The sequence below is a fragment of the Azospirillum aestuarii genome (assembly GCF_016632405.1).
GTDB classification, from domain to species: Bacteria; Pseudomonadota; Alphaproteobacteria; order Azospirillales; family Azospirillaceae; genus Azospirillum; species Azospirillum aestuarii.
Genome location: NZ_JAEPIV010000016.1, coordinates 74,749 through 100,301, shown reverse-complemented (window position 1 = coordinate 100,301; position 25,553 = coordinate 74,749). Strand labels below are relative to the sequence as shown.

The following is a 25,553-nucleotide window of genomic DNA, read 5'->3' as shown; positions in this document are numbered from 1 at the left end:
ACCCGCAATTTCTGACGAGTGCCGCGAAATTCCGCGGCGCCGTCACGGGGATGCCGGATCTGCCGGGGGGAGAGCATGGCGAAGACGAGGGTTGCAATTCTGGGTGGTGGCGTCGGCGCCCTCACCACGGCGCATTTCCTGTCCGACACGGACGAGAAGCGCGCGCGCTTCGACGTCACCATCTATCAGATGGGCTGGCGGCTGGGCGGCAAGGGCGCCACCGGGCGCGACCAGTGGAACCGCATCCAGGAACATGGCCTGCATGTCTGGTTCGGCTTCTACAACAACGCCTTCAAGATGCTCCAGGACGTCTTCGACGTCTGGAAGCGCTCGCCGGACAACACCTTCCAGTCCTGGCGGGACGTGCTGAAGCCGCAGCGCTTCACCCCCATCGGCATGGTGCTGGACGGCGGCAAGCCGGCCTATTGGCCGCTGACCTGGCCGGTGCTGGGCGGCGAGCCGGGCTCGGCCAACGTCATGCCGACCCTGCCGCAGGCCATCGCGTCGCTGGTCGGCGTGGTGCGCGACGTGTTCGAAAATTGGGACGAGTTGAGCGGCCTGATCGTCGACGGCAAGCTGGTCCATATCGACGGCCGCACCGTCGCGCCGATGCCTATCCTGCCACCCGACCAGCAGGTTTTGCCGGCACCGCTCGCCACCCGTTTCGCCGAGGCGATCCGCGGTTGGAAGGACCGCGAGGTCCGCCATCTGGCGCAGGCCGAGGCGCTGGTGAAGGGCGCCGCCGTGACCACCGCAAAGGACGCCGCCATCGCCGCCCACCGGCTGATCCGGGCGCTGGCCGACGGGGCGCAAGATGGGCCGGGGCCGGCGGCTCCGCCGGCCGAGCATTTCCACGACCTGATGAAGCTGCTGCGGCTGATCGAGGCCGCGGCGGCCACCCTGCCCAGCAACCATGTGGCCCGCGACCTGCTGGCCTTCGTGATTCCCTTCGCCGTCGGCATCATCGCCGATTTCGCGATCGAGAAGCGCACCGCCGATTCGCTGGACGATCTGGAATTCACCGACTGGCTGATCCGCCACGGCGGCGACGCCGAGGCGTTGAGGACGTGCTGTTCGCTGCGCACCTGCTACGACACCTTCATGCAGTACAAGGACGGCGACTACCGTCAGCCCAACTGGGGTGCCGGCGTCGCGGCGCTGTCCTGCGTGCGCATGTTCGCCACCTGCCGCGAATCGGTGATGTGGAACATGGAAGCGGGCATGGGCGAGGTCATCATCGCGCCCGTCTACCAGACCCTGCTCCAGAACGGCGTGAAGGTGAAGTTCTTCCGCCGCGTCGAGGACATCGGCCTGTCCGACGACCGCGCGCTGGTCGAGACCGTGCGTCTGGCCCGGCAGGTCGATCTGGCCGACGGCGGCGACGACTACCAGCCGCTGATCACCGTGCCGCTGGAGGACAAAAAGTTCCTGCTGGCCTGGCCGCTGGAGCCGCTGTGGGACCAGATCAAGGACGCCGACAAGGTCCAGGCGGCGCTCGCCACCAACAACTCCTCGCTGGAATCGCACTGGTGCGCGTGGGAGCCGGTCGGGACCGAGACGCTGCAGCGCGGCCGCGACTTCGACGTCGCCGTCCTCGGCATCTCCATGGGCGGCTTCAAGTCGATGAATGACCAGCCAACCCTGGCGGCGGAGTTGCAGGCGGCTTCGCCGGCCTTCAACGCGATGACCAGCAACATCGGCATCATCCCGACGCTGTCCATGCAGCTGTGGTGCGGTCCCGATCTCCAGGGGCTGGGCTGGGAGCCGGGGCAGCCGGCCGCCGTCGCCGGGCCGGAGCCCTGGTCGATCTGGGCGGAGATGGGGCAGACGCTGCCCTACGAGTTTCGCCCCGGCGAGACGGGTGCACCGAAATCGGTGCATTACATCTGCGGCGTCTGGCAGACCGGCCTGGTCGCCCGCCCGACCACCGACCTCGCGGTGCCGAAGGCGGCGCTGGACAACGTCACGGACAGCGCGGCGGAGTGGCTGGACGCCTATATGGGCAATTTCTGGCCGAAGGCGACGGTGTCCGGCCATGGCGGCGTCGGCTTCAACTGGAACGTCCTCTACGACCCGTGGAACGGCACCGGGCGGGAGCGGCTGTCCCACCAGATCATCCGCGCCAACGTCGATCCCACCGAAACGCTGCCGGGCAGCGCCGCCGGCTCCACCAAATTCCGGCTGCGCACCGACGAGAGCGGGTTCTACAACCTGTTCCTGGCCGGCTGCTGGGTCCGCACCGGCTTCAACACCTCCTGCATCGAGGCGACGGTGATGTCCGGCATGCAGGCGGCGCGGGCGATCTCCGGGACACCGCTGTTCATCTCCGGTGAGAACTTCCTGAACGGGGCGCTGCTGTGACCGCCCCCCGCTACGTCTCTTTCGCCGGGCACGGCGAGGTGTCGATCGCCGCGCCCGGCGTCTTCACCGACAGCCTCGCCACCGCCTTCGTCGTGCGCAGCAACCCGGTGAACACCCAAGCGCTGGTCGACACGCTGCTCAACGCGGCGCCCGCCGGGGCGGTGCGCTACACGGTGGCCGGTCCGGTGGCGCTGTGCACCTTCCTGTCGGTGGGGCGCTGCACCAGCCCGACCGAGCCGTTCGGCTGGATTCCCTACCGGGAGGCCTCGCTGTGGCTGCCGCTGATCGAGCATCGGCCCGGCCAGTGGCCGCGGCTGGTGCTGTGGATGCCCTACGTTTTCCCGGATGCGACCATTCCGCTGGTCTGCGGGCGGGAAGGCTGGGGCTTCGCCAAGTCGCTGGGCCGCGTCACACTGCCGGAGGAGGGGGCCGAGACGCCGCGCTTCGTCTGCGAGACGACGCTGTTCCGCAGTTTGTCCTCCGACTGCGAGGGGGTGTTCGCGCCCCTGCTGACGGTGGAGGGCGGGCCGTGGACCCCCGGTTCGGCGTGGCAGAGCCTTGAGGATCTCGCCGCCGACCTCGGCGACGCGCTGAAGGCCCTGCTGAGCCCCGGCGGTCTGGTCGAGGGGGTGGAGATCGCCGTCAAGGCGGTGGAATCGCTGCTGGCCGGCACGGTGCCGGTCATCAACCTGAAGCAGTTCCGCGACGCCCCGGACAGCGAGCTGGCCTGCTATCAGGCGCTGATCGATTGCCCGATGCACGTCGACCGCTTCCGCGGCGCCTGGCCGATGCGGGGCGACTGGACGCTGCGGGTGGCCGACTACGCCAGCCATCAGGTCATTTCGGACTTCGGCTTCGCGGCCGGGCCGGATGGCAGCGCCACCGTTCATGTGGATTTCGCCATGCAGATCCACATGGACTTCCGCGCCAACCCCGGTCGGGTGGTCTGGCAGGCGGAGTGAGGGACAGGGCGCCGGCCTCAGGACATGGCCGGCGCCGTTCTTCAGGTACGAAAGGCCGTCAGAACGAGGCGCTGAGGCTCAGCGCCACGATGTCGGTTCCGTTGCAGAACTTTCCCGGATTGACGGCGGAGCCGTTGGGCGGCGTGCCGTTGCTCACGCACTCCTGGAAGCCGTGGGAATAGGCGGCGTCCAGACGCAGCGTCTCGGAGAAGGCGTAGCCGGCGCCGAAACTGGCGTGCTTGGTGATGACCACCGGGATGACCGAGACGATGTCCTGCGCCGGGGCGGTCTTGTCGGCCCAGCGGAAGCCGGCGCGCAGGGTCAGCGCGTCGGTCACTTGATAGGCGCCGCCGACGGCGAAGATGTTGATGTCGCGGTAGCGCTGCGGCAGCGTCTCCCACACCGTGCCGAGGCCCGGCACGTCGACACGGATGTTGTACTGGCGCAGGGCCTGCGCCCAGAAGGCACGCCGGTAGTCGAAGGCGACGGTCAGGTCGGGCCGCAGCCGATGGCTGACGCCGATGCCGAACTCGGCGGGAAGCTGGAAATTCCCCAACGTGTATTTCGCGGGCTGGGTCAGCCTTGAGCCGTCGGGCGCCAGCACGATCACCGAGCCGTCGCCGGTCAGGTTGTTGAGCGCCGTGCGGAACTGGTAGAAGGCGCCGATGGTGGTCTCGGCCTGCGGCTTCCAGGTCAGGCCGAGCCGGCCGCTCACCCCGTCGCCCTCCACTCCGGCGCGGGTGATGGACGGGTCGAAAATGTCGAAATAGACGCCGCCGCCCATCCCGACCATGGCGCTGGCCGCCGGCAGCATCGGCCCCTGTCCGGTCAGCCGCCCGGTGGCGGCCAGCGCGCCGAGCTGGTCGGCCCCTTGAAGAACGCGGAAGCCCAGCCCCGCCCGCACATAGTCGATGGCGCCCGCCACCGTGACCTTCGGCGTCACGTCCCAGGCGGCGGCCAGCGGGACGCGCATGAACATCGCCTCGCTGCTGGTGCGCAGCCCGCTGTCGACGCCGGACGGCAGGCGGGCCATGAAACTGCCCTCGCCGTAATCGGTGCCGAAACCGCCCTGGGCGTAGGCGCCAAGCCCAAGGGCCAGAGTCTCATGCCGCCAGACGAACCCGCCCTGGGGGATGTAGTAGCCTTGGAAGGGGAAGGTGTCCTTGCCGTGCGCCACCTCGCCGGTCCGCGTCTGCGTGGCGCGCAGCCCGGTCGGGGCGGCGACCACCAGCCCGCCCTCCAGATAGGAGGAGGAGCGCTGCGTCAGGGTCGCCGGGTTGAGGATCATCGCGGCGCCGCCGATGTCGGACGCCGCCCCCGTGCCGCCCATGCCCATGGACACGGGCCCGAACCCTTCGAAGGTGTAGACGTCGGTGGCATGGGAGGGAAACGCGGCGGCCAGGGTGGCCGCCGCGGCAAAAGCTGCGATTACGCGCATCGAATCAGGATTCTCAATCGGACGGGGTGAGGTCGATGGTCTGACGGGCGATGGCCTCGGCGGCCTGCTTTCCGGAAAGGACGGCGATCTCGGCGCTGCCCGCGCTGAACCAGGTCCGCGTCCAGTCACCCGCCAGGAAGGCGTTGACGAAGCCGCTGTCGCCCGGCTTCAGCCGGGTCTCCACCGTTGCCGGGAAGCACTGCACGTAGAGTTCCGACGGGTCGAGGTTGTAGCGGTAGTAGGAGGAATAGACCTGGCTCTGGTCGAACACGCCGTCCTTGACCGTGTTGGGCCACAGCACCCCGATGTTGGCGTTCAGCCACTCCGTGGCATCCCGGCGGACGTCCGCGGCCATCCGCTGCGGCAGGCCGCAGGCGTAGGGCGGGGCGCCGGCCGGCCAGCGGGCGGTGCCGCAGAAATACTCCACGGCCTTGACGGTGCCGGGCGGCCAGGATTCGGCGGGGATCAGGTGGCTCATCTCGCCCCAGCTGTCGAGTTCCTCGACATAGCTGGTCATGGCGGTCGGGCCGGCCTTCCAGCCCATCTCCTCGATGCTCGGCGTCATCCAGAGCTGGACCGCCTGGGTCGGCACCGCCGGGGTGACCTCGACCATCTGCTTGAAGCGCAGATTGGCGTCCATCAACTCGGCCGCCGGGTCGGCCAGCGCGGCGGGCGGCATGGCCAGGACGACGAGGTCGAAATCCTTGCCGACCTCCAGCACCGACTCCCCGGCGGTGCAGTGGCAGAACACCGATTCCAGATTGATGCCGGCGTCGCGGATCTTGTCGCCGTCGACGATCTGGCTCCAGTCCGGCTCGGACGGCCAGCAGTAGAGCCATTTCCCGTCGTCGCCGTAGCCGACCTTGACGAACGGGTCATAGGCGCCGTTGACGAGATCGACCTGCCGGTTCAGGCGCACCCGTTCCACCCAGGCGCCGTTCTCCGAGGTTTCCAGCTTGGTCAGGCGGTGGAACAGCTTGATGTCCACCCCGCGCTGCTTCAGCACGAACCAGGCGGGCGTGAAGACGGTGTCGCCCATGCCGGCGTTCATCTTCCACAGCGGCGCGCCCTTGTAGGCGAAGCCCATCAGCAGAAGGATCTCCGCCGCGGCGCCGGCGGCGAAGCGCGCGTTCTCCGGCCCGTCGGTCGCTTCGCCGTTCTTGTAGGAGAAGCACATGTCGTAGAGCAGGCGCACCGGTGCCGACCACGCGAAGGTGTCGGAGATGCCGTTCTTCTGCAGCCATTCGCGGAAGTCTTCGCCGTTGATGCGGTCGAAGCCGTCCTTGCCGTAGGGCAGCACGTCGGCGAAGCAGCCGATGGCGAAGGCGAGGCCGAAATCGGCGAAGCAGGCGAACTCCCAGCCTTCATCCGACAGCTTCAGCAGCGGTTCCAAAACCGTCTGGAGACCCTTCTGGACGAGCTTGAGCAGATCGACGATCAGCCCGTGGTCGAGGGCGCCGTCGCCCGCCTCCTCGATGTAGGCGCGCGCCCTCTCAAGAGCGTCCAGCCCGAGCTTCGCGGTGAGGTGGCCGGGCAGATGGTCGTGCTTGGCGACCAGATTTTGCAGCGCGCCGATCAGGAAGGCGGCGAAGCCGTTCGGGCCGAGCGAGCGCGGATCGCCGGGCGTGCCGGAACGTTCGGGAAAGTTCAGGTTCCAGGAGTGCCAGCGGGTCTTGCCGAAGCGCGGGATGTCCTGCATCAGCGTCACCTGATACAGCGGGCGGAAGGCGTCCTGCCAGGTCTGGAAGGCGTAGTCGGCGGGCTCGTCCCACTCCGCGTAGGCGCCGCGCACCATCCGGAAGGCGTTGTCGTAGAAGCCCAGGAAGATGTGCAGCCCGTGCTCCTCGATGCGCTGGCCCTGCTTGGCGTTGCGGCCGCTGGCCCCCTTGCCGCCCAGCCGCCAGCCGTGGCTGACCAGCGTCACGTCGAACTTTTCGCGCAACGCCTCGGTCGCCGTGAGAGTCAACGCGGCGGACACGCCCCCAAGCCCGCCGCCGAGCACCAGCACACGTGTCTTTCCCATCGCAGCCACCCCGAGCCCCCGGTTGTTTTGCCGGGAGATTGTGCTTGGCATCGCCGGTTGTCGCAATGGGATTAAGACGAATGCGAACATTCCGTCGCCGCACCGGTGCGGATCGGTTACGGAACGCCGCCCGACAGGGCCGGAGGAGTGGCGGGAGCCGCGCTGTCGAGCAGGATGCCAGACCGCCGCTGGGCGAACATCGCGGTGAGCAGGGCGGCCGCCTGGGCGGCGGCGGCGGCGGGGGGGAGGCCGCCGACTCGGACGTTGGAGATACAGTTCCGCTCGCTGTCCACCCGGCCCGGCCGCGGCTCCCAGGTCAGGTAGAGGCCCAGTGAATCGGCGGCGCTCAGCCCCGGCCGCTCGCCGATCAGGACGACGCTCGCCCGCGCCTGGAGCAGCGCGCCGACCGGGTCGCCCAGCGCCACCCGCGCCTGTTCCGCCACCACCACCGGCCCGACCCGCAGCCCGGCCGCCTGGAGTTTCGGGATCAGGGCCTCCAGCACCGCGACAGCGTTGGCCTGCACGGCGGTGCCGCTCAGCCCGTCGCCGACCACCAGCACCACGTCGGGCGCACGGACCGGCTCCGACAGGCGGCGCCGCGACCCCTCCGACAATTGCCGGCCGAGGTCCGGGCGCTTCAGGTAGGCGGCGCGGTCCGGCGCCGCGCTGCTCACCGGCACCGCCGGCCAGCCGCGCTCCTCCAGCGCCGCCAGCAGCGCCGCGGCGTCGAGCGGCGTGTGCACCGCGTCGCGCGCCTGGGCGTGCGCGGCCTGGAAGGCGAGGTGGGCGGCGGTCGGCAGGCCGCTCCCGGCGTGGCCCAGCGCGATCCGCGCGTCGGTGTAGCGGCGCAGATGCGCCCAGCGGTCGGGTTGGGCCGGGGAGGGGAGGGCCACCGGTTCGGACTCCGTCATGGCTGTTCCTCCGGCAGGGGCAAGGCGGGCGGAAGGCAGGACGCGGCGGGGTCGAAGCGCAGGCGCCCGGTGGAATCGGCGATGCCGGCGGCCTGCTGCCACGCCTCGAACTCCGGCGCCGGGCGGCGGCCCAGCACCTGACGCACATAGAGCGCGTCGTGGAAGGAGGTGCTCTGGTAGTTCAGCATGATGTCGTCGGCCCCCGGCACCCCCATGATGAAGGTGCAGCCGGCCACGCCGAGCAGGGTCAGCAGAGCGTCCATGTCGTCCTGGTCGGCCTCCGCGTGGTTGGTGTAGCAGACGTCGCAGCCCATCGGCAGGCCGAGCAGCTTGGCGCAGAAATGGTCCTCCAGCCCGGCGCGGGTGATCTGCTTGCCGTCGTAGAGGTATTCCGGCCCGATGAAGCCGACCACCGTGTTGACCAGAAGCGGGCGGTAGCGGCGGGCGACGGCGTAGCAGCGCGCCTCCACCGTCTGCTGGTCCACCCCCTCATGCGCGCCGGACGACAGCTCGCTGCCCTGGCCGGTCTCGAAATACATCAGGTTGTCGCCGACCGTGCCGCGGTTCAGCGCCCGTCCGGCCTCCCACGCCTCGTCCAGCAGGGCCAGCGCGACGCCGAAGGCACGGTTGGCGGCCTCCGTCCCGGCGATGGACTGGAAGACCAGATCGACCGGCGCCCCGCGCTCCATGGCCCGCAGCGCCGTGGTCACATGGGCGAGCACGCAGGACTGGATCGGCGCGCCGGTGCGCAGGCGAAGCTCCTCCAGCATCTCCAGGAGCGTGGTCATTGCCTCCACGCTGTCGGTCGCCGGGTTGATGCCGATCACCGCGTCGCCGCTGCCGTACATCAGCCCGTCGAGGACGCTGGCGGCAATACCGCGCGGGTCGTCCACCGGGTGGTTGGGCTGCAGGCGGGTGGAGAGGCGTCCCGGCAGTCCGATGGTGTTGCGGAAGCGCGTGACGACGCGGGTCTTGGCGGCGACGGCGATCAGGTCCTGCAGCCGCATGATCTTCGACACCGCCGCGACCATCTCCGGCGTCAGGCCGGGGGCGAGCGCCGTCAGGGCCGCCGCGTCCGCCGCCTCCGAGAGCAGCCAGTCGCGGAAGCCGCCGACCGTCCGATGGGCGACCGGGGCGAAGGCGGCGCCGTCGTGGCTGTCCACGATCAGCCGGGTCACCTCGTCGGCCTCGTAGGGAACGACCGCCTCCGTCAGGAAATGGCGCAGCGGCAGGTCGGCCAGGGCCATCTGCGCGGCCACCCGCTCCGCCGCGCTGGCGGCGATCAGCCCGGCCAGCGCATCGCCCGAGCGCGGCGGCGAGGCGCGGGCGAGCAGCGTCTTCAGATCGGGAAACCCGTACCGCGTCCCGGCCAGAGTGTGGGCGAATGCCATGGCGTCCCCTCTCCCTCTCCTCGGTTCGTCCGCTCAACCCGCCGCCCGCGCGATGTCCCCGCTGTTGAGTGTGGGGGCGCCGACACGTTCCGTCCAGCGCCCCGTCCGGCATCGGCATGCCGACCACGGAAAGATCGGGCCGCGCCCGGACCCCGCATCCGGGGCAAAGAAAACGCTGGACAAATCAAGGAAAATAATCCTTATTGGCGGGAGTCAGTCCTCGAATTGCGCCCGCCCGGCTCCGCCGCGGCGGGCGTCGTCGTTTTGGCCGTGTTTTCCGCCACCGGTGCGGCCCCGCCCGGCCCCGAACGACGCTTGTTCCCGACCCTCCGCAGGAGCGACCATGACCACCACCCTTCGGGCGGCTCCGCCGTCCGCCGCCCTCGATCTGGCCCGCCATTTCGAGGGTTTGTCGCAAACCGCGTACCGCTGCCCTGCCGGTGTCTGGACCATCGGTTACGGCCACACCCAGGCCGTGACCGCGGGCGACGCCATAACCACCGACCAGGCCGAGCGCCTGCTCGCCGCCGACCTCGCCGAGGCGGCCGCGGTGGTGGACGGCGCGGTGACCGTGCCCCTCACCGACGGGCAGCGGGCCGCGCTGATCGATTTCGTCTTCAACGTCGGGCCGGGCCGGCCCAGGAAGGGCAAGGACCCCGGAAAGGACGGCTTCGTCCGCCTGCGCAGCGGAAAGCCCTCGACCCTGCTGCGCAAGCTGAACGCCGGCGACGGCGCCGGTGCCGCGGCCGAGTTCGCCGCATGGGTCTATGGCGGCGGCCGGGTGCTGCCCGGCCTGGTGCGGCGCCGGCGTGCCGAGGAGCTGCTGTTCCGCGGGGCGGACTGGCGCCGCGCGCTCGACGACGGTCCGATGGCGCAGACGGTCGAGCCGGCGTCCTCCTCCGTGCCGGCCGGCGCCGTCCGGGCCGCCGCAGGGACGCTGGCGATCGGCGGCTCGCTCGGCGTCGTGGCGGAGGTGCTGGCGCCGGTGCTGCAGGTGACCCGGCAGGTGCAGGACCTCGCCGAGCAGGCACAGGACGCGGCGGCCCAGGCACAGGGCGTGACCGACCAGATCCACGGCATCGCCCGGTTGCTCGGATGGGCGCCATCGCCGGCGGTTGCGGTCCTGGCCACCGGCCTGGTGGTGACGCTGGCGCTGTTGTGGCGTGCGCGTCGCGCCCGGGGCTGACCGCGGCTTACGGACATCCATCGCCATCGGCGTTCCATTGACAAGGGCACGGAGCGGATTCCGTCGTCGTGCCCTCTGTCACCGATCACGCAACCGCGGAGCGGCTGCAACACGCCGCTCAAGGACATTTTTAACGCTGGCGGCACAATTCAGTGGAGGAAGCAGGCCGTTCCGAGGATAGCATCCTGTCCTCTGCTCGGAGCCTCCGCATGATGCCAACCTCCCTCGACGATCCGCCTGCCATGGTGCGGGGCCGTTGCTTCCGTCGGGCCGTCGTCGCCATCTCCCGACGCGATGCCCTACCGTCCGACGGCACCGGCGGACCGATCGTCGCAGTCGCGCCGCCGGCCCTGCCGCATTTCCACGGTCCCTGACCCAGCGATATCATGCCGCCCAAACCTCCCTCCCTCCCCGCCGGCGCGATCGTCAATCCCATCGCCGATGCGATCCGGTTCCAACGTTCCGGCCAACCCGATGCGGCGGAGGCGCTGCTGCGCAGCCTGCTGTCCATCGACGGTTCCAACGAGGAGGCATGGCTCCGACTGGGGGGCATCGCGCTCGGGGATGGACGGAACCGCCTCGCCGCCCGCTGTTTCGCCCGCGTCATGCTGTTCGCGCCGGAGCGCGCCCAGGCCATGCACAATCTGGCCGAGTCCCTGCGCATGACCGGGCGGAAGGCGCAGGCGACCGTCGCCTTCACGCGGGCGCTGCGGCTGCGCCCGGCCTATCCCAAGGCGCTGGCCGCCTTCGGGCTGATGATGAAGGACACGGGAAACGGGCGCGCGGCACGGCATCTGGCCGCCCGCGCCCTGATCCTCGACCCGGCCTTCGCCACCGGATGGCGCAATCTGGCGACGATGTTCCAGCCGATCAACCAGCCGGACACGGTGGCCCGGCTGCTGCGCCGGGCGGCACTGTCCGACCCGGGCGATTCCGGCCTCAGGGCCGCCTACGGCATCGCCCTGTGCGAGATCAAGGAAACCCGCCGCGCCCTGGACGTGCTGCGCCAGTCTGTCGCGCTGGACCCGGGCCTTGCCCAGGCGATGAACCATCTCGCCTTCGGCCTGATGCACGACGGCGACCTGGAAGGGGCCTTGCGGACCACGGGGCGGGGCCGCCGCATCGACCCCATGGCGGCGGAGGCGGACGCTCAGGATTCCCTGACCTGGATGATGAAGGGCGAGTTCGCGCGCGGTGCCGCCGCCATCCGGCGCGCCCTGATCCTGGAGCCGGGCAGCTCCGGCATCCTGGTCAACGTCGCCCTGCTCCTGCACGCCCGGAATCAGGGCAAGGAGAGCATCCGCTGGAACAAGCGCGCCCTGCGCCTGGACCCGGACAGCACGGTGGCCCGCTTCAACCTGTCGATGACCCTGTTGCAGCGCGGCGATTTCGCCCGTGGCTGGGCGCTGTACGAGGCGCGCTGGTCGATGTGGGGCGCTGGCTACCCGCGTTATGCCCCGGCCTGGGACGGTGGCCCCCTGAACGGGCGGAGCATCCTGCTGACCGCGGAACAGGGGCATGGCGACACCCTGCATTTCGTCCGCTACGCCACCCTGCTGGCCGAGCGCGGCGGGCGCGTGCACCTGCACGTTCAGCCGCTGTTGAAGCGGTTGCTTGCCAACACACCCGGCGTCATGGCGGTTCACGGAATGGACGAGCCGCCGCCGCCCTGCGATCTGTGCGCGCCGTTGCTCAGCCTTCCCCGGCTGGTCGGGACCCGGCTGGACAGCATTCCCAACGCCATGCCCTATCTGCGCGCCAGCGAGAGCGACCGTCCGGCATGGCGGGAGCGTCTGGCCGGGGAGCGGCGGCTGAAGGTCGGCCTCGTCTGGGCGGGCGAGCCGCGCAAGGGGGATCTCAAGGCCAACTCCGTCGACCGTCGGCGCAGCCTGACGCTGGACGCTCTCGCGCCCCTGGCCGCCATTCCGAACATCGCCTTCTACAGCCTGCAGATCGGGGAGGCGGGCGCCCAGGCCAAGGCGCCGCCCACGGGGATGAAGGTCATCGACTGGACCGGCCACATCCGCGACTTCGCCGACACCGCGGCCTTCATCGACGAACTCGATCTCGTGGTGACGGTCGACACCTCGGTCTGCCATCTGGCGGGCGGGCTGGGCAAGCCGGTCTGGGTGCTGTCGCGATTCGACGCCTGCTGGCGCTGGCTGGGCCACCGGGAGGACAGTCCCTGGTACCCGACCATGCGTCTGTTCCACCAGGAGGAACCCGGCGCTTGGGAGGCCCCGGTCGCGCGGCTGGCCGCCGCCTTGGCCAAGCGGGTTTCCGGCGGCGACGATCCCGGACCGGGCGCCGGGCGGACAACGGATCGGGCGCCCGATCCAGCGGGCGCGCTTCGGGGCGATCCCCTCGGGGCGGGGTTGCAGGCGGCGGTCGCCGCCCACCGCTCCGGACGCCTGACGGAGGCCGCCGCCGGCTACCGCCGGGCACTGACCGCCGATCCGGCGAGGGGCGACGCGCTGCACCTCCTCGGGCTGACGAATCTGGCCGGTGGGGACCAGACCGGGGCGGGGCAGTGGATCGACCGCGCCATGTCCGTCGAGCCGGGTCGCGCCACGTTCCGCAACTCGTTGGGTGAGTGCCGCCGCTCCGCCGATCGTACGGAGACCGCCGTCCTGTGCTTCCGGCAGGCCGTCGCGCTCGACCCCGCCTATGCCGAGCCGTGGGTCAACCTCGCCAAACTGTCGGTGGCCGCCGGCCGGCCGGGCGACGGCGACCGGCAGGCCCGGCGCGCGGTGCATCTGTCGCCCCTGTTGCCGGATGCTTGGCGCACCCTTGGCCATGCGGCGCTGGAACGGGGTGAGGCCGTCCTGGCCGAACGGGCCGGCCGCCGGGGGCTGGCGCTCCTCCCCACCGACGGGGAGGCGCTGGGCCACGCCGCGCGATTGGCCGGGCAGCGCGGCGACCGGGATCTGGCCGAACGGCTGCTCGGGCGCGTCCTCCGCCTCGCCCCGGAGGCGGCTCATGCGTGGCGCGAGCGGGCCGATCTGACGTTGAAGGGCGGCGCGCATGCCAAAGCCCTGCCAATGCTGCAACGGGCGCTCGCGCTCGCACCCGATTTTCCGGAGGCGCTCAACAACCTCGGTGGTGCGCTGCTCGGTCTGCGGTGCCGGGAGGACGCGGGACGCCACTACCGCCGGGCCATCCAACTCCGTCCGGGCTATCCCGACCCCTGGAACAACGCCGGCAGCGCCTTGCAGGAGCGCGGCGACACCGCCCTGGCCCTCGACCATTACCGGCGCGCGGTGGCGCTGTCCCCGGCGCATCCGGTGGCCTATGCCAACATGGGCGAAACCATCCGCTCCTCGGCGGCCGGGCTGCCGGATTTCCGGGTGGCGGAGACGCTGTGCCGCCGTGCCCTGGCTTTGGTGCCGGGCCATGGCGCCGCCCTCAACGCGCTGTCGGTTCTGTGCCTGGACCTGCGGCGCCTGGAGGAGGCGGAGGCCGGGTTCCGCACCCTCGTCGAACGGGACCCGGAGAGCGCCCAGGCCCGCTTCAACCTGTCGCTGGTGCTGCTGACCGGCGGCCGGCTGCGGGAAGGGTGGGAGCATTACGAGGAGCGCTGGCGGATCGGCGAGATTCCCGTTCCCAAGGCGCCAGGCCGACTGTGGACCGGCGAACCGCTGGAGGGCCGCAGCGTCCTGCTGCACGCCGAGCAGGGCCATGGCGACACGCTGCAATTCGTGCGCTACGCCCCGCTGGTGGCGGAGCGGGGCGGCCGGGTCCATCTGGCCGTTCACAGCGGTCTGCGGCGTCTGATGGAGCGCATTCCCGGACTGGAGGGCGTGCACGACCTGTATGGCGGGTTGCCGGCAACGGAGTTCCACTGCCCGCTGCTCAGCCTGCCGCGGGCCTTCGGAACGGAGCTTCACAGTGTTCCCGCGGCGGTTCCCTACCTGTCCGCCGATCGGGCGGAGGTGGAGCGGTGGCGCATGCGCCTGCCCGCGGACGGGAGGCTCAAGGTCGGGCTCGTGTGGTCGGGGGACCCGCGCCCGCACAGCCCGAAGGCCAACGCGGTCGACCGGCGGCGCAGCCTGACGCTGGCCGCTCTGGCCCCGCTGGCCGCCGCCGGGGACGCGCTGTTCGTCAGCCTGCAGAAGGGCACCCCCGCCGCCCAGGCCAAGGACCCGCCGCCCGGCATGGAGCTGATCGACCCGATGGCGGCGGTGACGGATTTCGCGGACACGGCGGCGCTGATGCGCTGCCTGGACCTGGTCGTCACCGTGGACACGTCGGTGGCCCATCTGGCGGGTGGGTTGGGCCTGCCGGTCTGGGTGCTGTCGCGGCATTCCGGCTGCTGGCGCTGGCTCGACCGGCGGACGGACAGCCCCTGGTACCCGACGCTCCGTCTGTTCCACCAGCCCGGCCCCGGCGCTTGGGAGCCGGCCGTCGCCCAACTGGCGGAGGCGCTGGCGGAGCGGGTGCGATCCCATGAGGCCCTTCCGGGGTGACCGGGGGAAGGCGGTTTTCACCCCGCCCCCTTGCCGGAGGGCCTCAGGCTTCGGAAAGCGTCCAGAGCGTGCTGGTGGCGGTCGACCGCGCGGGGTCCTTGACGGCTTCGTCCCGGGGAACGATGTCGCCCCGGCTGTTGATGAAATGCGTCGCGGTTTGGACGAGCTGCTCCGGCGACACGCCGTTGGCATGCAACTCATCCCACATCTTCAGGAACTCGGCCGCCGGTTTGCCGATGTAGCCGTCGGTGATGCGGTCGATCAGCTTCTGCTGATCGGCGGTGACGAAGGGCTGGTAGCCGGCCTCGTTCACCGGCAGTGCGATCTGGATGGCCGGATAGGGCTCCTGCGGGCGGCTTCGCACCTCGGCGTCGCGCGCCGCCTGATAGACGTCACGCTCGTTGCGAAGGCGGGCGGTCTCCTCCGTGTCGGGCCGTGTCGGCGATGCCGCACCGGGCAGAGCCGTCGGGAGTGACGGTGGTTGAGGTGGGGGCAAGGCCCCCGCATCGGACAGCAGGCCAGCAAAACCACCGTCCGGCGCTGCCGTGCGCCCGGCGGTCGGTCCGCGTCCCGAAAGGGACGGGGAGGGTGGGATGATGGGAAACGTCCGGCCCGCAGCCTCGGCGCCCGCCCCGGAAATCCGCTCGATGCTCATACTCTCGCCCCGCAGGTTCAGGTTGTGTCGGCGCAAGCAATTCGCATGCCGCCCTTGCGGGTCGGGTGTGCCGGCGGATTTCCCGGTGCGTGGCATCGGCCGGGGTACGATTTTTCCGTGATTCCCGGCAAATCCTGCAGGGTTGGGGCGGTTGCTGCCGCTTGGCGGGCGCCCGGCCCCCGCCCCATTCCGGGCGGGGAGTCCACCGGTCAGCGGAACCGTCCGCCGCCGTCCATGTCGACCACGGAGCCCGACAGGTAGGCGACGCGCGGCGAACTGAGAAGCGTGACGAGGGAGGCGATCTCGGACGGCTCGGCGAGGCGTCCGAACGGAAGATCGCCAAGGGCCTCGGCCCAGCGTTCCTCGTCGTCGAAGCGCGTCTTGGCGCGCTTGCGGTAGACCGCCGCGACCCGGTCGGTGCGCGTCGCCGACGGGTTCACCCCGAAGACGCGGACGTTCCAATCGGTGCTGCGGGCGCCCACCGCCTGGGTGAAGGCGATCAGGGCGGCGTTGCCCGCCGAGCCGCAGGCGTAGTCCCAGCGCGGCGTCATGCCCATCATGCCGATGACGTTGACGATGGTGCCGCCGCCGCGCTCCCGCATCGCCTCGACGAACAGCTTCGTCATGTGGATGTAGCCGAAGACCTTCAGCTGCCACGCCGCTTCCCATTCGGCCATGCCGAGGTCGAGGACGCTGCCGCCGGGGATCGCCCCGGCGTTGTTGACCAGCACGTCGATGCCGGGAAGCGCCGCGGCGAGGCGTTCGCGGGACTCCCCGTCGGCAAGGTCGGCGGCCATCGTCTCGACTGCCACGCCGTGACGCGCGCGGATGCCCGCCGCCGCCGCCTCCAGCGCCGCCGCGTCGCGGGCGACGAGAACGGGCAGGGCCCCTTCGGCGGCGAAGGCCTCGGCGCAGGCGAGCCCGATGCCTTTTGAGCCCCCGGTGACGAGGACCCGCTTGCCGGACAGATTCAGGTCCATCGTTCAGCCCTCCCCCGATTCCGTTGCCGGTTCCGCCGCCGCGTACCAGTCCGCGATTTCCGGACCGGTTGCGAAGGCGACGTGCGGCGAGGCCTGCAACAGGTCCAGCATGGCTTCCAGCTCGTGCAGGCGGTGCGGCACCGCGATCAGGTGCGGATGCAGACCGATGGCCAGAACGCGCGGGTTCTCCGCGCATTCCCGCTCGAACAGGCGCAGGGTGTGGCCGAGCCGGCTCAGCATCTCGCCCGTCGCGTGCTTCTCGATGGCGTAGACGATGGAGTCGTTGATTTCCAGATTGTAGGGCATGGCGAGCAGCGGGCCGTGCGCGGTGCGCATCCAGCTCGGCAGGTCGTCCACCACCCAGTCGAACACATGGTCGATGCCCTGGCGGCGCAGCAGGTCGGGCGTCTGCACCGTCTCGCGCAGGCCGGGGCTCAGCCAGCCGCGCGGGCGCTTGCCGGTGAAGCGCTGGATGCGGTCCAGCGCCGCCTCGATCAGCGCCTCCTCGCCGTCGCCCGCGTGGTTGATCGCCTTCTGGTGCATGCCGTGGCCGATGAACTCCCAGCCGGCGGCGAGCATGGCCTCGGCGGCCTGCGGATAGGCGTCGATGACGCCGGCGTTGAGGCTGGTCGAGGCGGGCACGCCGCGGTCGCGGAACAGCTTCAGGATGCGCGGCAAGCCGCTGCGCATGCCGTAGTCGGCCCAACTGAAATTCGGCACGTCCGGCACCGTCTCCCGCCCGTGGGGCGGGGTGATGATGGTGCGCGGCATCGCCTCGTCGAAGCGCCAGTTCTCCACGTTGACGACCAGATGGGCGATGATCCGCCGCCCCTGGAAGTCCGGCAGCGTCGGCCGAGCGTCGGACAGGCGGTAGCTGATCCGGGGGTTGGTCATGCGTGTTCCTTCTGCGCTTCGCGCATCTCGGCCATGATGGCGGCCTTGTGCCGGATGAAGGCCGGGTCGGTCAGCTGGTCCACCGAGCGGGGCCGCGGCAGGTCCACGGTGATCTCGCGGGTGATCCGCCCCGGCCGGGCCGACATGATGCAGATGCGGTCGGCGAGCAGGATCGCCTCGTCGATGTCGTGCGTCACGAACAGCACCGTGGTGCCGAGCGACTGCCAGACGTCGAGCAGCAACTGCTGCATGCTCATGCGCGTCTGGGCGTCGAGCGCGCCGAACGGCTCGTCCATCAGCAGCGCCTTCGGGTCCATGACCAGGGCGCGGGCGATGCCGACGCGCTGGCGCATGCCGCCGGAGAGCTGCGAGGGCAGGGAGTCGGCGAAGCGTTCCAGCCCGACGATGCGGAGCAGTTCGCGGATCTTCGGCTCGTACTCGGCGCGCGGCCGCTTCTGGACGCTCGGCCCGAAGGCGATGTTCTGCTCCACCGTCAACCAGGGCAGCAGGGCCGCCTCCTGGAAGACGACGGCGCGTTCCGGGCCGGGGCTGTCGACCGTGCCGCCGTTGAAGGTCAGCGCGCCGGAGGTCATGTCCTCGAAGCCGGCGATGAGGTTGAGCAGGGTGGACTTGCCGCAGCCCGAGGGGCCGAGCAGGGCCACGAACTCGCCCTCGCCGATGTCGAGATTGACGCGGTCGAGCGCGACGACCGGCTCCTTGCCGGGGTAGGTCTTCACGACCTCGCGGAAACGTATGGTGCCCATGTGTGTCTCCGTGCTTTAGCGCGAGGCGGATTGGAGCCGGCGCCAGCGCAGGGCCCAGTGCTCGACGGTGACGATCAGGCGGTCGCTCAGCAGGCCCATGGCCCCGATCGACAGCATGTCGGCGATGACCACGTCCATGCGGCCGACGTAATAGGCGTCCCACAGCACGTAGCCGAGCCCCGACTTGACCGCGACCATCTCGGAGACGATCACCGCCGTCCAGGCGATGCCCAGACCGATGCGCAGCCCCGTGAAGATGGCGGGCAGCGCCGCCGGCAGGACCACGCGCCGCAGCACGTCGAACCGGCTGGCCCCCATCATCTCGGCCGCCCGGATCCAGTTGCGGTCGACGTCGCGGGCGCCGTGCGTCGCGTTCACCACGATCGGGTAGAAGCCGCCCAGCGCAATCAGGAAGATCGCGCCCATGTCCTGGATGCCGAACACGGCGATGGAGAAGGGCAGCCACGCGGTGATGGGGATGGGACGGAGAAGCTGGATCGTCGGGTCCACGGTGCCGGACACGGCCCGGCTCCAGCCGATCATGACCCCCGCCGGGATGCCGATGGCCATGGCGAGCACGAAGCCCTGGGCGACCCGCATCGACGAGAACAGCACGTTGCTCAGCCACGTGCCGCTGTAGGGGTTGAGGCCCATGCCCTGGGGTCCGAAGGCCCAGACGACCCAGGCGTCCCAGACCCGGTCGGGCGTCGGCAGGACCCCGCCGGCCAGCGAGCCGCCCGATCCGGCGAGCTGCCACGCCGCGATCACCAGGAAGGGCAGCAGCGCCGCGCGCAGCGCCGCCCCGGTGCGGCCCGCCGGGAACAGGCCCCGGCTCTTCACCTTCGGAGCCGCCGGCACGGGGGCCGCGTCCAGAGCTCTTGCGGGCGCGTCATTCATCTCTCCAGTCCTCCGCCATTCTTGTCGGCCGCCACGCTGTCGGAAGGCCGCCCGCCGAAGCGGGCGGCGGCGTTCCAAATCACTGCGCCTTCTCGACGAAGGAGGCGTCCCAGTACTTCTCGATGTCGCCCGAAACGTCCTTCGGGATGACGCCCAGCTCGTTGAAGGCCTTGGCCTGACGCTTGATCTGGTCGACGGTGGTGACGGAACCAAGCTCGATCACCTTGGACGCCTCGGCGGCGAGCTTGGTGTCGAGGCCGGTCAGCGACGCATAGGCCTTGGTGAACTCGTCCGGCGAGGCGGCGAGCTTCTTCTGCGCCTGCAGATAGGCCCAGACGAACCGCTCCATGGCGGGGCGCTTCTCGGCCATCGACTTGCGGTTGGCGGCCAGCATGCCGAGTTCCGCGCCGACCGACTTGGACTGGCTGTATTCGAGATTCTTGGCGAAGAAGCCGTAGCCCTCCATCACCGGGATGGATTCGAAGGGCTCCCAGGTGACAATGGCGTCGACCTCGCCGCGCTGCAGGGCCTGATCGAAATTAGCGCCGCCGCCCTGGATGTTCACGGCCTGGAAGCTGTTGTAGGGGATGTTCTTCTCGGTCAGCGTCGCGGCGAACTGGAACCACACCGCCGAACCGGGGGCGATGGCGACCTTCTTGCCCTTCAGGTCGTCCCAGCTGTCGAGTTTGACGCCCTTGCGGCCGATCACGTACTTCGGGGAGCTGCCGACGCCCATGATGCCGACCATGTCGGTGGCGCCCTGGGCCAGCGAGATCGCGAGGTCGGCCGGTCCGACCGTGGCCATGTCGAGGGAGCCGGCGAGCAGCGCGGTGCGCGCGTCGGCGTAGCGGGCGAATTCGACCGTCTTCAGCTCGACCCCGAGCTTCTTGAGGTCGTCGGTGATCATCACCACCGGGGCGAGATGGCCCACCTTCTGATAACCCACCGTCAGCTCGACCGGCTTCGGCAGGGGAGCGGGTTCCGCCGCGCGCGCGGCGGGCGACAATGCCAGACATCCGGCGATGACCGCGCCGATGGTGTTGAGACCCAGATGCTTCCAGTTCATGACTTGTCTCCCTGTTTATGGTTCGCCGCCCCGTGGGGCCGATCCTCCGCTCTACACTCCCTTGAACTCGGGTTCTCGTTTTTGCGCGAAGGCGGCACGCCCCTCCGCGTAGTCGGCGCTGGCGAAGCAACGGGCGACGAGCGCGTCCACCGCTTCGGCGTCGGCCGGACCGTCGGTCCGCAGCGCTTCCAGCATGGCCCGTTTCGCCGCGCGCAGCGTCAGCGGCGCGTTTCCGGCAATCAGGCCGAGATAGTCCTCCACCGCGCCGTCGAAGGCGGACGCGGCGGCCACGCGCTGGACGATGCCGAGGCTCGCCGCCTCGTCCGCCGTCACGATGCGCGCGCTGAACAGCAGGTCGGCGGCGGCGGCGGCGCCCATCCGCTGCACGACGAGGCGCACCAGGGGGAAGCCGTAGCCGAGCCCGAGCCGGGCGCCCGGCATGCGGAAGCGCGCGCCGTCGTCGCTGAGCCGCAGGTCACAGCACAGGGCCAGCTCCAGCCCGCCGCCGAAGCAGATGCCGCGGATGGCGGCCACCGTCGGCACCGGGGCTTCGAGAAGCGCCTCGGTCGCGGCGGAGACCGCCTCCTCGTAGGCGGCGGCCTGGGCGGCGTCGGCGCGGACGGTCCCGAACTCGGAAATGTCGGCCCCGGCGGAGAAGGCGCGCTCCCCGGCGCCGCGGACCAGCAGGACGCGGACCTCGGGATCGGCCACGGCGCGGGCGATGCGCTCGGGCAGGGACCGCCACATCTCCAGCGTCATCGCGTTCAGCCGCCGGGGCTGGTCGAGCGTCAGGCGGGCGATCCCGCCGGACACTTCGAGCCCCACCACACCCCCGACCGCGCCCGGTTCCTGATCGGTCATCAGACGATCCCCTGCGCCTTGAGGGCGGCGACGTCCGCCGCCGACAGGCCGATGGCGCCCAGCACCTCCGCCGTGTGCTCGCCCGCGTCGGGGGCGGGCCGCTCGATGCGGGCGGGCGTGCGCGACAGGCCGACCGGCTGCCCGACGAGGCGCATGGCGCCGCGGGCGGGATGCTCGCAGGGCACGGCGATGCCGAGATGCCCGACCTGCGGGTCGGCGAAGACTTCGTCCATGCGGTAGATCGGTCCCGCCGGAACCCCTTCCTCCTCCAGCCGCGCCAGCCAGTCCGCGGTCTTGCGGGTGCGGAACACCTCCTCCAGCAGCGGCTTGAGCGTGGGACGGTTGCGGAAGCGCTGTTCCTGCGTGGCGAACTCGGGGGCGTCGGCGAGATCCTCGCGCTCGATGGCCCGGCAGAAGGACTGCCACTGCCCGTCGCCGCCGACGCCGATGTTCAGGTGGCCGTCGGCCGTCGCCATCACCCCCATGGGGGTCGAATAGGGATGGTCGTTGCCCGCCGGCTGCGGAACCTCGCCCTCCACCAGATAGCGGGCGGCCTGGAAGTCCATCAGGGCGATCTGGGATTCGAGAAGGGAGGTCTGGACCCATTGCCCCTCGCCGGAGCGTTCGCGTTCCGACAGGGCGACCAGGATGCCGATGGCGGCGTAGAGGCCGGAGGCGCTGTCGGCGACCGCGATGCCCGCCCGGACCGGACCCTGGCCGGGAAGGCCGGTCACGCTCATCAGGCCGCCCATGCCCTGGGCGATCTGGTCGAAGCCGGCGCGGTCGCGGTAGGGGCCGGTCTGGCCGTAGCCGGAGATCGAGGCCAGGATGATCCGCGGATTCACCGCCCGCAGCGCGTCATAGCCGATGCCGAGGCGGTCCTTGACGTCGGGCCGGTAGTTCTCGACCACCACGTCGGCCGTGCGCACCAGCTCCAGGAACAGGTCCCGGCCCTGCGGGGTGCGGAGGTTGAGCGACAGCGACCGCTTGTTGCGGTGCAGGTTCAGCATGTCGTAGCCGTGGCGGGGGCCGCTCATCCCCTCGTTGCGGTCGACGCCCGGCGGCGCCTCGACCTTGACGACGTCGGCCCCGAAGTCGGCGAGCACGCGGCAGCAGGTCGGGCCGGCGCGCACGCGCGTGAGATCCAGGACTCGGATGTGCTCAAGAGCTTTTGCGGGTTCGGATCGGGTCATGAGCCACGCTCTGCAAGAGGGCTGGGAAAATCGGTGATGTCGCTGGGCCGCCGGCGGTGCCAGCCGGTCCGCGCCTGCAGCGCCGCGGCGAGCGCCAGCAGCGGGCCGTCCGTTCCCGGACGGCCAACGATCTGGAGCGCCACCGGCAGCCCGCGGTCGTCGAAGCCGGCCGGGACGGCGACCGCCGGCAGGCCGAGGGCGTTGACGAAACGGGTGTAGGCGCTGAGCTGGTAGAGCGTCGCCGCGCGGAAGTCCGGGGAGGCGGGATCGGCCACGGCGACCGGCGGCGTGCGGATCGGCATGACCGGCAGCAGGATGGCTCCGGCCGCGCCGAACAGGCTGTCGAGGATGGGGGCCGTGGCGGCGGACAGCGCCGCCTTCGCAGCGGCGAGGCGGTCCGGCGTGATGTCCCGGCCCTTGGCGAGCCGCCGGGCGAGGGTCGGGTCCCGCGCGGCGAGCGAGAACCCGCCATGCTGGGCCGCCGCTTCGGCCTGGAGGATGAGGAAGAGGGGGTCGGACAGCGCCTCGATGGCGGGCAGGCCCGGCCGCTCCTCCAGTGAGACGCCGCAGGCGGCGATGGCCTCCACGGCCTCGCGGCAGGCCGCCTCGATCGGCGGCTCCGAGGCAGCCAGCGTGTCGGAGAGGATGGCGACGCGGGCCGGCGGTTCGGATGCGAACTCCATATCCGTCGCCAGAACGGGGGCGATGAGCTGGATGTCGCGCGCGCTGCGGGCGAGAAGCCCAATGGTGTCGAGGCTGGGGGCCAGCGTCATCGCCCCGGCGACCGGGACCGCGCCGTAGGTCGGCTTCCAGGCGGTGACGCCGCAGGCCTGCGCGGGGATGCGCAGCGACCCGGCGGTGTCCGACCCCAGCGCGGCGAACACCGCGCCGGCCGCCACCGCGACCGCCGATCCGGAGGAGGACCCACCCGGCACGAACTCGCGGTTCCAGGGGTTGAGCGCCTTGCCCACGCCGGAAGGCTCGTAGGCCAGAGCCGTCATGGTGGTGAAACCGATCCGCCGCGCCCCGGCCCCGTCGAGCCGTTCGAGCACCGCCGCCGCCCGCTCCGGTGCCGGGGCGGCGGCATCTTCCGCCGCACCGGGAAGGCCGCAGCCGGGCGAACGCCCCACGCTGTCGAACATGTCCTTGGCGGCGTAGGGCAGGCCAGCCAGCGGGCCGGTGGCTTCCGCTTCGGCGGTGCCAAGCGCGACGAAGCAGCCGAAGCGGGCCTGAACCTCCGGCGCCCAGGCCGCGCAGGCCGCGGCGGTGTCCGCGCGGGCGGCCGATGGGAGCCCGCTCCAATCCGCGAAACCGCGCGCGGCTCCGTCTGGGTCGTCAGGAACTTCTGGGTTCTGGATGGTCCAGGACATTCGGCCCACTCCCTCATCGCCGGACCTGATGATGAGGGTCTGCACAGTTGCCTAGAAGAACAATTGCGACACACCTGATTTCGAATTTCTCGAAATCATGGCTTTGGCAGGGCCTGCTCCCGCAGGAAATCCAGGAGCCTCTGGCTCGGCGCGTCCAGAGCGTCCGGGGATCGGACGCAAATCTCGAAACTGCGCTCCGCCCAATCCTCGTCGAGCGCGACCAGTTCCACGCCGAGCGCGTTCGACAGGGGCAGCACGGCGCGCTTCGGCAGGACGCCGACCCCCAGGCCCAGGCTGATCATCTGGCACATCACCTCGAAGCTGCGGACCTGGACGCGCACCTTGATGAAACGGCCCTCCGCCCGCGCCCGCTCGGCGAGCAGGCCGTGCACGGCGGTTCCGCCCTCCAGCGCCACATGCTCCTCGTCCAGAAGCTCGGCGAAGCGCAGGCTGGGCCGGTCGGCCAGCCGGTGCCCGCGCGGCAGCGCCACCCACAGCCGGTCCTTGGCGTAGGGGTAGCGGACGAGCCCTTCCGTTCCACGCCCACCGACGATGACCCCAATGTCGGCCTTCTTGCGGTACAGCGCGTCCAGCGTGTCGGCGCTGGGGCGTTCCTCCAGTTCCAGCTTGATGCCGGGATTTTCGGCGGCGAAGCGCGAGAGGTCCGCGGCGAGGCATTCCACCAGCGCCGAGGAGGAGGCGTAGACCCGCACATGGCCGCGCACGCCGGAGCGGTATTCGGCGAGCATCGCCTCCAGCTGCGCCCCCAGATAGACCATGTCGTGGGCGTAGCGGAGCACGAGCAGCCCGGCCGGGGTCGGCTCGATGCCGTGCGGGCGCCGCTTCAGCAGCGGCATCCCGGCGTCGTGCTCCAGCAGCCGGATGCGCCGGCTGGCCGCCGACACGGCGAGATTCAGGGACTCGCTGGCGCGGCTCAGGCTTTTCAGCTCGCACGCTTTCACGAACAGCCGAAGCGTCGCCAAATCATGGTGAAGCACGGTCCACACACCCCATCCGCAAATCCGCCGTTCCTCCCAGAGTGCCATTACCGGCGCGGGCGGGCGAGCACGATGACATGGTGGCTTGCCGCCGCCCGGGAAGCCGCCGTTGTCGCCCGTTCGCAGGCGGGACTCAACGCAGGCTCAGCGCGCGGACACGAGGCGCGGCACCCAGCGGACGTAGGTGAGCATGGCCACAAGCTCCACCAGGGTCTGGGTGACCACGACCGCCGGCACCAGCGCCCCACCCTCCGGAACGGCGAAGGCCAGCGGCAGGACGACCAGGGAGTTGCGGGTGCCGCCGCTGAAGACGACGGCCCGCGCCGCCCCGGTCTCCAACCGGAACAGGCGCGCCACGGCCCGGCCGGCGTAGGGCATCGCCACCGCGAAGGCGATGTAGAGCGGCACGGCGAGGGCCACGGCCCGCGCCTGTGCGGCCACGTCGGCGGCGACCGCGGCGACGACGAGGAACAGCACCACCGCCATGAGCGGCACCGGCAGCCACGCCATGGCGTTCGCGGCGGCTTGTCCGGCACCGCCGCGCGCCGCCCAGGCCTGCGTCGCTCCGGCCAGCGCCAGCGGCACGGCGATCAGCCAGACGAAGGCGTCGATGAAGGGACCCGGCTGCATGAGCGCGGCCGCGTCCCTCCCGGCGAACAGGCCGAGGTAGATGGGCAGAAGCAGCATCTGGACGAGCAGGAGAACCGGCGTCGCCGCCAGCACCAACCGCGCATCGCCGCGTCCGAGATGGGTGAAGACGACGACATAGTCGATGCAGGGCGCCAGCAGCACCAGCAGAACGCCGAGACGCACCGCCGACTGGTCCGCGGGCAGAATAGAAGCCAGCCCGAAGACGATGCAGGGCACCACCGCGAAATTGACCAGCAGCAGGGCCGACAGAAAGCGGGTGTTGGTGACGCTCCGCCGCAGGTCGCCCAGCGGGACCTGAAGAAAGGTGACATAGGTCAGCGCGGCGAGGGACGGGTTGATCCCCGCTCCCCAGGCGTCGCCCGGCACGACGGCGGCGGCGAGCAGCCCGGCGGCGACCGCCGCGAAATAAACGGAAACCTGATGGTTTTCCAGATCCGTGCGGGTGATGGCGGCCATGCCTCGGCTCCCGGTCATGGATTGTTTTCT

20 protein-coding genes are annotated in these 25,553 nt (G+C 70.8%); 5 read left to right on the top strand and 15 right to left on the bottom strand.

The features are described from left to right. Positions 1–75 precede the first annotated feature (75 nt). On the top strand, positions 76–2,361 hold the full coding sequence (locus JJL56_RS22775) for an NAD(P)-binding protein (protein ID WP_200486415.1): 2,286 nt from the start codon (positions 76–78) through the stop codon (positions 2,359–2,361). Then, complete coding sequence (locus JJL56_RS22770) at positions 2,358–3,323, top strand: acetoacetate decarboxylase family protein (RefSeq protein WP_200486414.1); 966 nt, start codon at positions 2,358–2,360, stop codon at positions 3,321–3,323. Before JJL56_RS22775 ends, JJL56_RS22770 begins: the two co-directional genes overlap by 4 nt. Before the next feature lie 58 nt (positions 3,324–3,381). Here JJL56_RS22770 and JJL56_RS22765 read toward each other — a convergent pair whose 3' ends face one another. From JJL56_RS22765 to JJL56_RS22750, 4 genes are all read right to left on the bottom strand, one after another. Then, positions 3,382–4,761, bottom strand: coding sequence for an OmpP1/FadL family transporter (locus tag JJL56_RS22765; RefSeq protein ID WP_200486413.1), 1,380 nt, complete (start codon positions 4,759–4,761; stop codon positions 3,382–3,384). A 13-nt stretch (positions 4,762–4,774) separates the two neighbouring features. Then, a complete protein-coding gene (locus JJL56_RS22760; RefSeq protein WP_211111942.1) occupies positions 4,775–6,784 on the bottom strand; it encodes an NAD(P)-binding protein in 2,010 nt (669 codons plus the stop codon). A 116-nt stretch (positions 6,785–6,900) separates the two neighbouring features. Next, positions 6,901–7,695: an ethanolamine ammonia-lyase subunit EutC gene (eutC, locus tag JJL56_RS22755; protein ID WP_200486412.1), complete on the bottom strand. Its 795-nt coding sequence runs from the start codon at positions 7,693–7,695 to the stop codon at positions 6,901–6,903. Next, the gene (locus JJL56_RS22750; protein ID WP_200486411.1) at positions 7,692–9,086 is read right to left on the bottom strand and encodes an ethanolamine ammonia-lyase subunit EutB; all 1,395 of its coding nucleotides are present in this window, start codon (positions 9,084–9,086) and stop codon (positions 7,692–7,694) included. The genes eutC and JJL56_RS22750 overlap by 4 nt, the downstream gene beginning before the upstream one ends. 343 nt (positions 9,087–9,429) lie before the next feature. Here JJL56_RS22750 and JJL56_RS33960 point away from each other — a divergent pair, with 343 nt between their 5' ends. The 3 genes from JJL56_RS33960 (at position 9,430) to JJL56_RS22735 (ending at position 14,738) form a co-directional block, all read left to right on the top strand. Next, positions 9,430–10,272: a glycoside hydrolase family protein gene (locus JJL56_RS33960; protein WP_200486410.1), complete on the top strand. Its 843-nt coding sequence runs from the start codon at positions 9,430–9,432 to the stop codon at positions 10,270–10,272. Positions 10,273–10,481: 209 nt separating this feature from the next. Further along, positions 10,482–10,646: a hypothetical protein gene (locus JJL56_RS22740; protein ID WP_200486409.1), complete on the top strand. Its 165-nt coding sequence runs from the start codon at positions 10,482–10,484 to the stop codon at positions 10,644–10,646. Between the two features lie 12 nt (positions 10,647–10,658). Beyond that, positions 10,659–14,738 carry a tetratricopeptide repeat protein gene (locus JJL56_RS22735; RefSeq protein WP_200486408.1) on the top strand — a complete coding sequence of 1,360 codons (4,080 nt, stop codon included), beginning with the start codon at positions 10,659–10,661 and terminating at the stop codon, positions 14,736–14,738. Positions 14,739–14,781: 43 nt separating this feature from the next. On the opposite strand, the gene JJL56_RS22730 is transcribed toward JJL56_RS22735, so the two are convergent. The 11 genes from JJL56_RS22730 to JJL56_RS22680 form a co-directional block, all read right to left on the bottom strand. Continuing rightward, positions 14,782–15,393, bottom strand: coding sequence for a hypothetical protein (locus tag JJL56_RS22730; RefSeq protein ID WP_200486407.1), 612 nt, complete (start codon positions 15,391–15,393; stop codon positions 14,782–14,784). A gap of 209 nt (positions 15,394–15,602) precedes the next feature. After that, positions 15,603–16,373 carry a short-chain dehydrogenase/reductase gene (locus JJL56_RS22725; protein WP_200486406.1) on the bottom strand — a complete coding sequence of 257 codons (771 nt, stop codon included), beginning with the start codon at positions 16,371–16,373 and terminating at the stop codon, positions 15,603–15,605. Positions 16,374–16,376: 3 nt separating this feature from the next. Then, a complete protein-coding gene (locus tag JJL56_RS22720; RefSeq protein ID WP_200486405.1) occupies positions 16,377–17,267 on the bottom strand; it encodes a polysaccharide deacetylase family protein in 891 nt (296 codons plus the stop codon). Continuing rightward, the gene (locus tag JJL56_RS22715; protein WP_200486404.1) at positions 17,264–18,031 is read right to left on the bottom strand and encodes an ABC transporter ATP-binding protein; all 768 of its coding nucleotides are present in this window, start codon (positions 18,029–18,031) and stop codon (positions 17,264–17,266) included. Before JJL56_RS22715 ends, JJL56_RS22720 begins: the two co-directional genes overlap by 4 nt. 15 nt (positions 18,032–18,046) lie before the next feature. Continuing rightward, positions 18,047–18,928: an ABC transporter permease gene (locus JJL56_RS22710; protein WP_211111941.1), complete on the bottom strand. Its 882-nt coding sequence runs from the start codon at positions 18,926–18,928 to the stop codon at positions 18,047–18,049. Positions 18,929–19,007: 79 nt separating this feature from the next. Then, positions 19,008–19,994 carry an ABC transporter substrate-binding protein gene (locus tag JJL56_RS22705; protein ID WP_014199145.1) on the bottom strand — a complete coding sequence of 329 codons (987 nt, stop codon included), beginning with the start codon at positions 19,992–19,994 and terminating at the stop codon, positions 19,008–19,010. A 51-nt stretch (positions 19,995–20,045) separates the two neighbouring features. Beyond that, the gene (locus JJL56_RS22700) at positions 20,046–20,855 is read right to left on the bottom strand and encodes an enoyl-CoA hydratase (protein WP_200486403.1); all 810 of its coding nucleotides are present in this window, start codon (positions 20,853–20,855) and stop codon (positions 20,046–20,048) included. Next, positions 20,855–22,048 carry a CaiB/BaiF CoA transferase family protein gene (locus JJL56_RS22695; protein ID WP_200486402.1) on the bottom strand — a complete coding sequence of 398 codons (1,194 nt, stop codon included), beginning with the start codon at positions 22,046–22,048 and terminating at the stop codon, positions 20,855–20,857. The genes JJL56_RS22700 and JJL56_RS22695 overlap by 1 nt, the downstream gene beginning before the upstream one ends. Then, entirely contained in the window at positions 22,045–23,418 is a 1,374-nt protein-coding gene (locus JJL56_RS22690; RefSeq protein ID WP_200486401.1) for an amidase family protein, read from the bottom strand. Before JJL56_RS22690 ends, JJL56_RS22695 begins: the two co-directional genes overlap by 4 nt. 95 nt (positions 23,419–23,513) lie before the next feature. Then, positions 23,514–24,416 (bottom strand): LysR substrate-binding domain-containing protein, encoded by a 903-nt coding sequence (locus JJL56_RS22685; protein ID WP_200486400.1) that lies wholly within the window; start codon positions 24,414–24,416, stop codon positions 23,514–23,516. A gap of 144 nt (positions 24,417–24,560) precedes the next feature. Further along, a complete protein-coding gene (locus JJL56_RS22680; RefSeq protein ID WP_247891202.1) occupies positions 24,561–25,541 on the bottom strand; it encodes an arsenic resistance protein in 981 nt (326 codons plus the stop codon). Between the last annotated feature and the right edge of the window lie 12 nt (positions 25,542–25,553).

Excerpts from the sequence above, each read along its gene's own strand:
- JJL56_RS22775 (WP_200486415.1), top strand. The coding sequence starts at position 76 with ATGGCGAAGACGAGGGTTGCAATTCTGGGTGGTGGCGTCGGCGCCCTC.
- JJL56_RS22765 (WP_200486413.1), bottom strand. The coding sequence starts at position 4,761 with ATGCGCGTAATCGCAGCTTTTGCCGCGGCGGCCACCCTGGCCGCCGCG.
- JJL56_RS22760 (WP_211111942.1), bottom strand. The coding sequence starts at position 6,784 with ATGGGAAAGACACGTGTGCTGGTGCTCGGCGGCGGGCTTGGGGGCGTG.
- eutC (WP_200486412.1), bottom strand. The coding sequence starts at position 7,695 with ATGACGGAGTCCGAACCGGTGGCCCTCCCCTCCCCGGCCCAACCCGAC.
- JJL56_RS22750 (WP_200486411.1), bottom strand. The coding sequence starts at position 9,086 with ATGGCATTCGCCCACACTCTGGCCGGGACGCGGTACGGGTTTCCCGAT.
- JJL56_RS33960 (WP_200486410.1), top strand. The coding sequence starts at position 9,430 with ATGACCACCACCCTTCGGGCGGCTCCGCCGTCCGCCGCCCTCGATCTG.
- JJL56_RS22740 (WP_200486409.1), top strand. The coding sequence starts at position 10,482 with ATGATGCCAACCTCCCTCGACGATCCGCCTGCCATGGTGCGGGGCCGT.
- JJL56_RS22735 (WP_200486408.1), top strand. The coding sequence starts at position 10,659 with ATGCCGCCCAAACCTCCCTCCCTCCCCGCCGGCGCGATCGTCAATCCC.
- JJL56_RS22730 (WP_200486407.1), bottom strand. The coding sequence starts at position 15,393 with ATGAGCATCGAGCGGATTTCCGGGGCGGGCGCCGAGGCTGCGGGCCGG.
- JJL56_RS22725 (WP_200486406.1), bottom strand. The coding sequence starts at position 16,373 with ATGGACCTGAATCTGTCCGGCAAGCGGGTCCTCGTCACCGGGGGCTCA.
- JJL56_RS22720 (WP_200486405.1), bottom strand. The coding sequence starts at position 17,267 with ATGACCAACCCCCGGATCAGCTACCGCCTGTCCGACGCTCGGCCGACG.
- JJL56_RS22715 (WP_200486404.1), bottom strand. The coding sequence starts at position 18,031 with ATGGGCACCATACGTTTCCGCGAGGTCGTGAAGACCTACCCCGGCAAG.
- JJL56_RS22710 (WP_211111941.1), bottom strand. The coding sequence starts at position 18,928 with ATGAATGACGCGCCCGCAAGAGCTCTGGACGCGGCCCCCGTGCCGGCG.
- JJL56_RS22705 (WP_014199145.1), bottom strand. The coding sequence starts at position 19,994 with ATGAACTGGAAGCATCTGGGTCTCAACACCATCGGCGCGGTCATCGCC.
- JJL56_RS22700 (WP_200486403.1), bottom strand. The coding sequence starts at position 20,855 with ATGACCGATCAGGAACCGGGCGCGGTCGGGGGTGTGGTGGGGCTCGAA.
- JJL56_RS22695 (WP_200486402.1), bottom strand. The coding sequence starts at position 22,048 with ATGACCCGATCCGAACCCGCAAAAGCTCTTGAGCACATCCGAGTCCTG.
- JJL56_RS22690 (WP_200486401.1), bottom strand. The coding sequence starts at position 23,418 with ATGTCCTGGACCATCCAGAACCCAGAAGTTCCTGACGACCCAGACGGA.
- JJL56_RS22680 (WP_247891202.1), bottom strand. The coding sequence starts at position 25,541 with ATGACCGGGAGCCGAGGCATGGCCGCCATCACCCGCACGGATCTGGAA.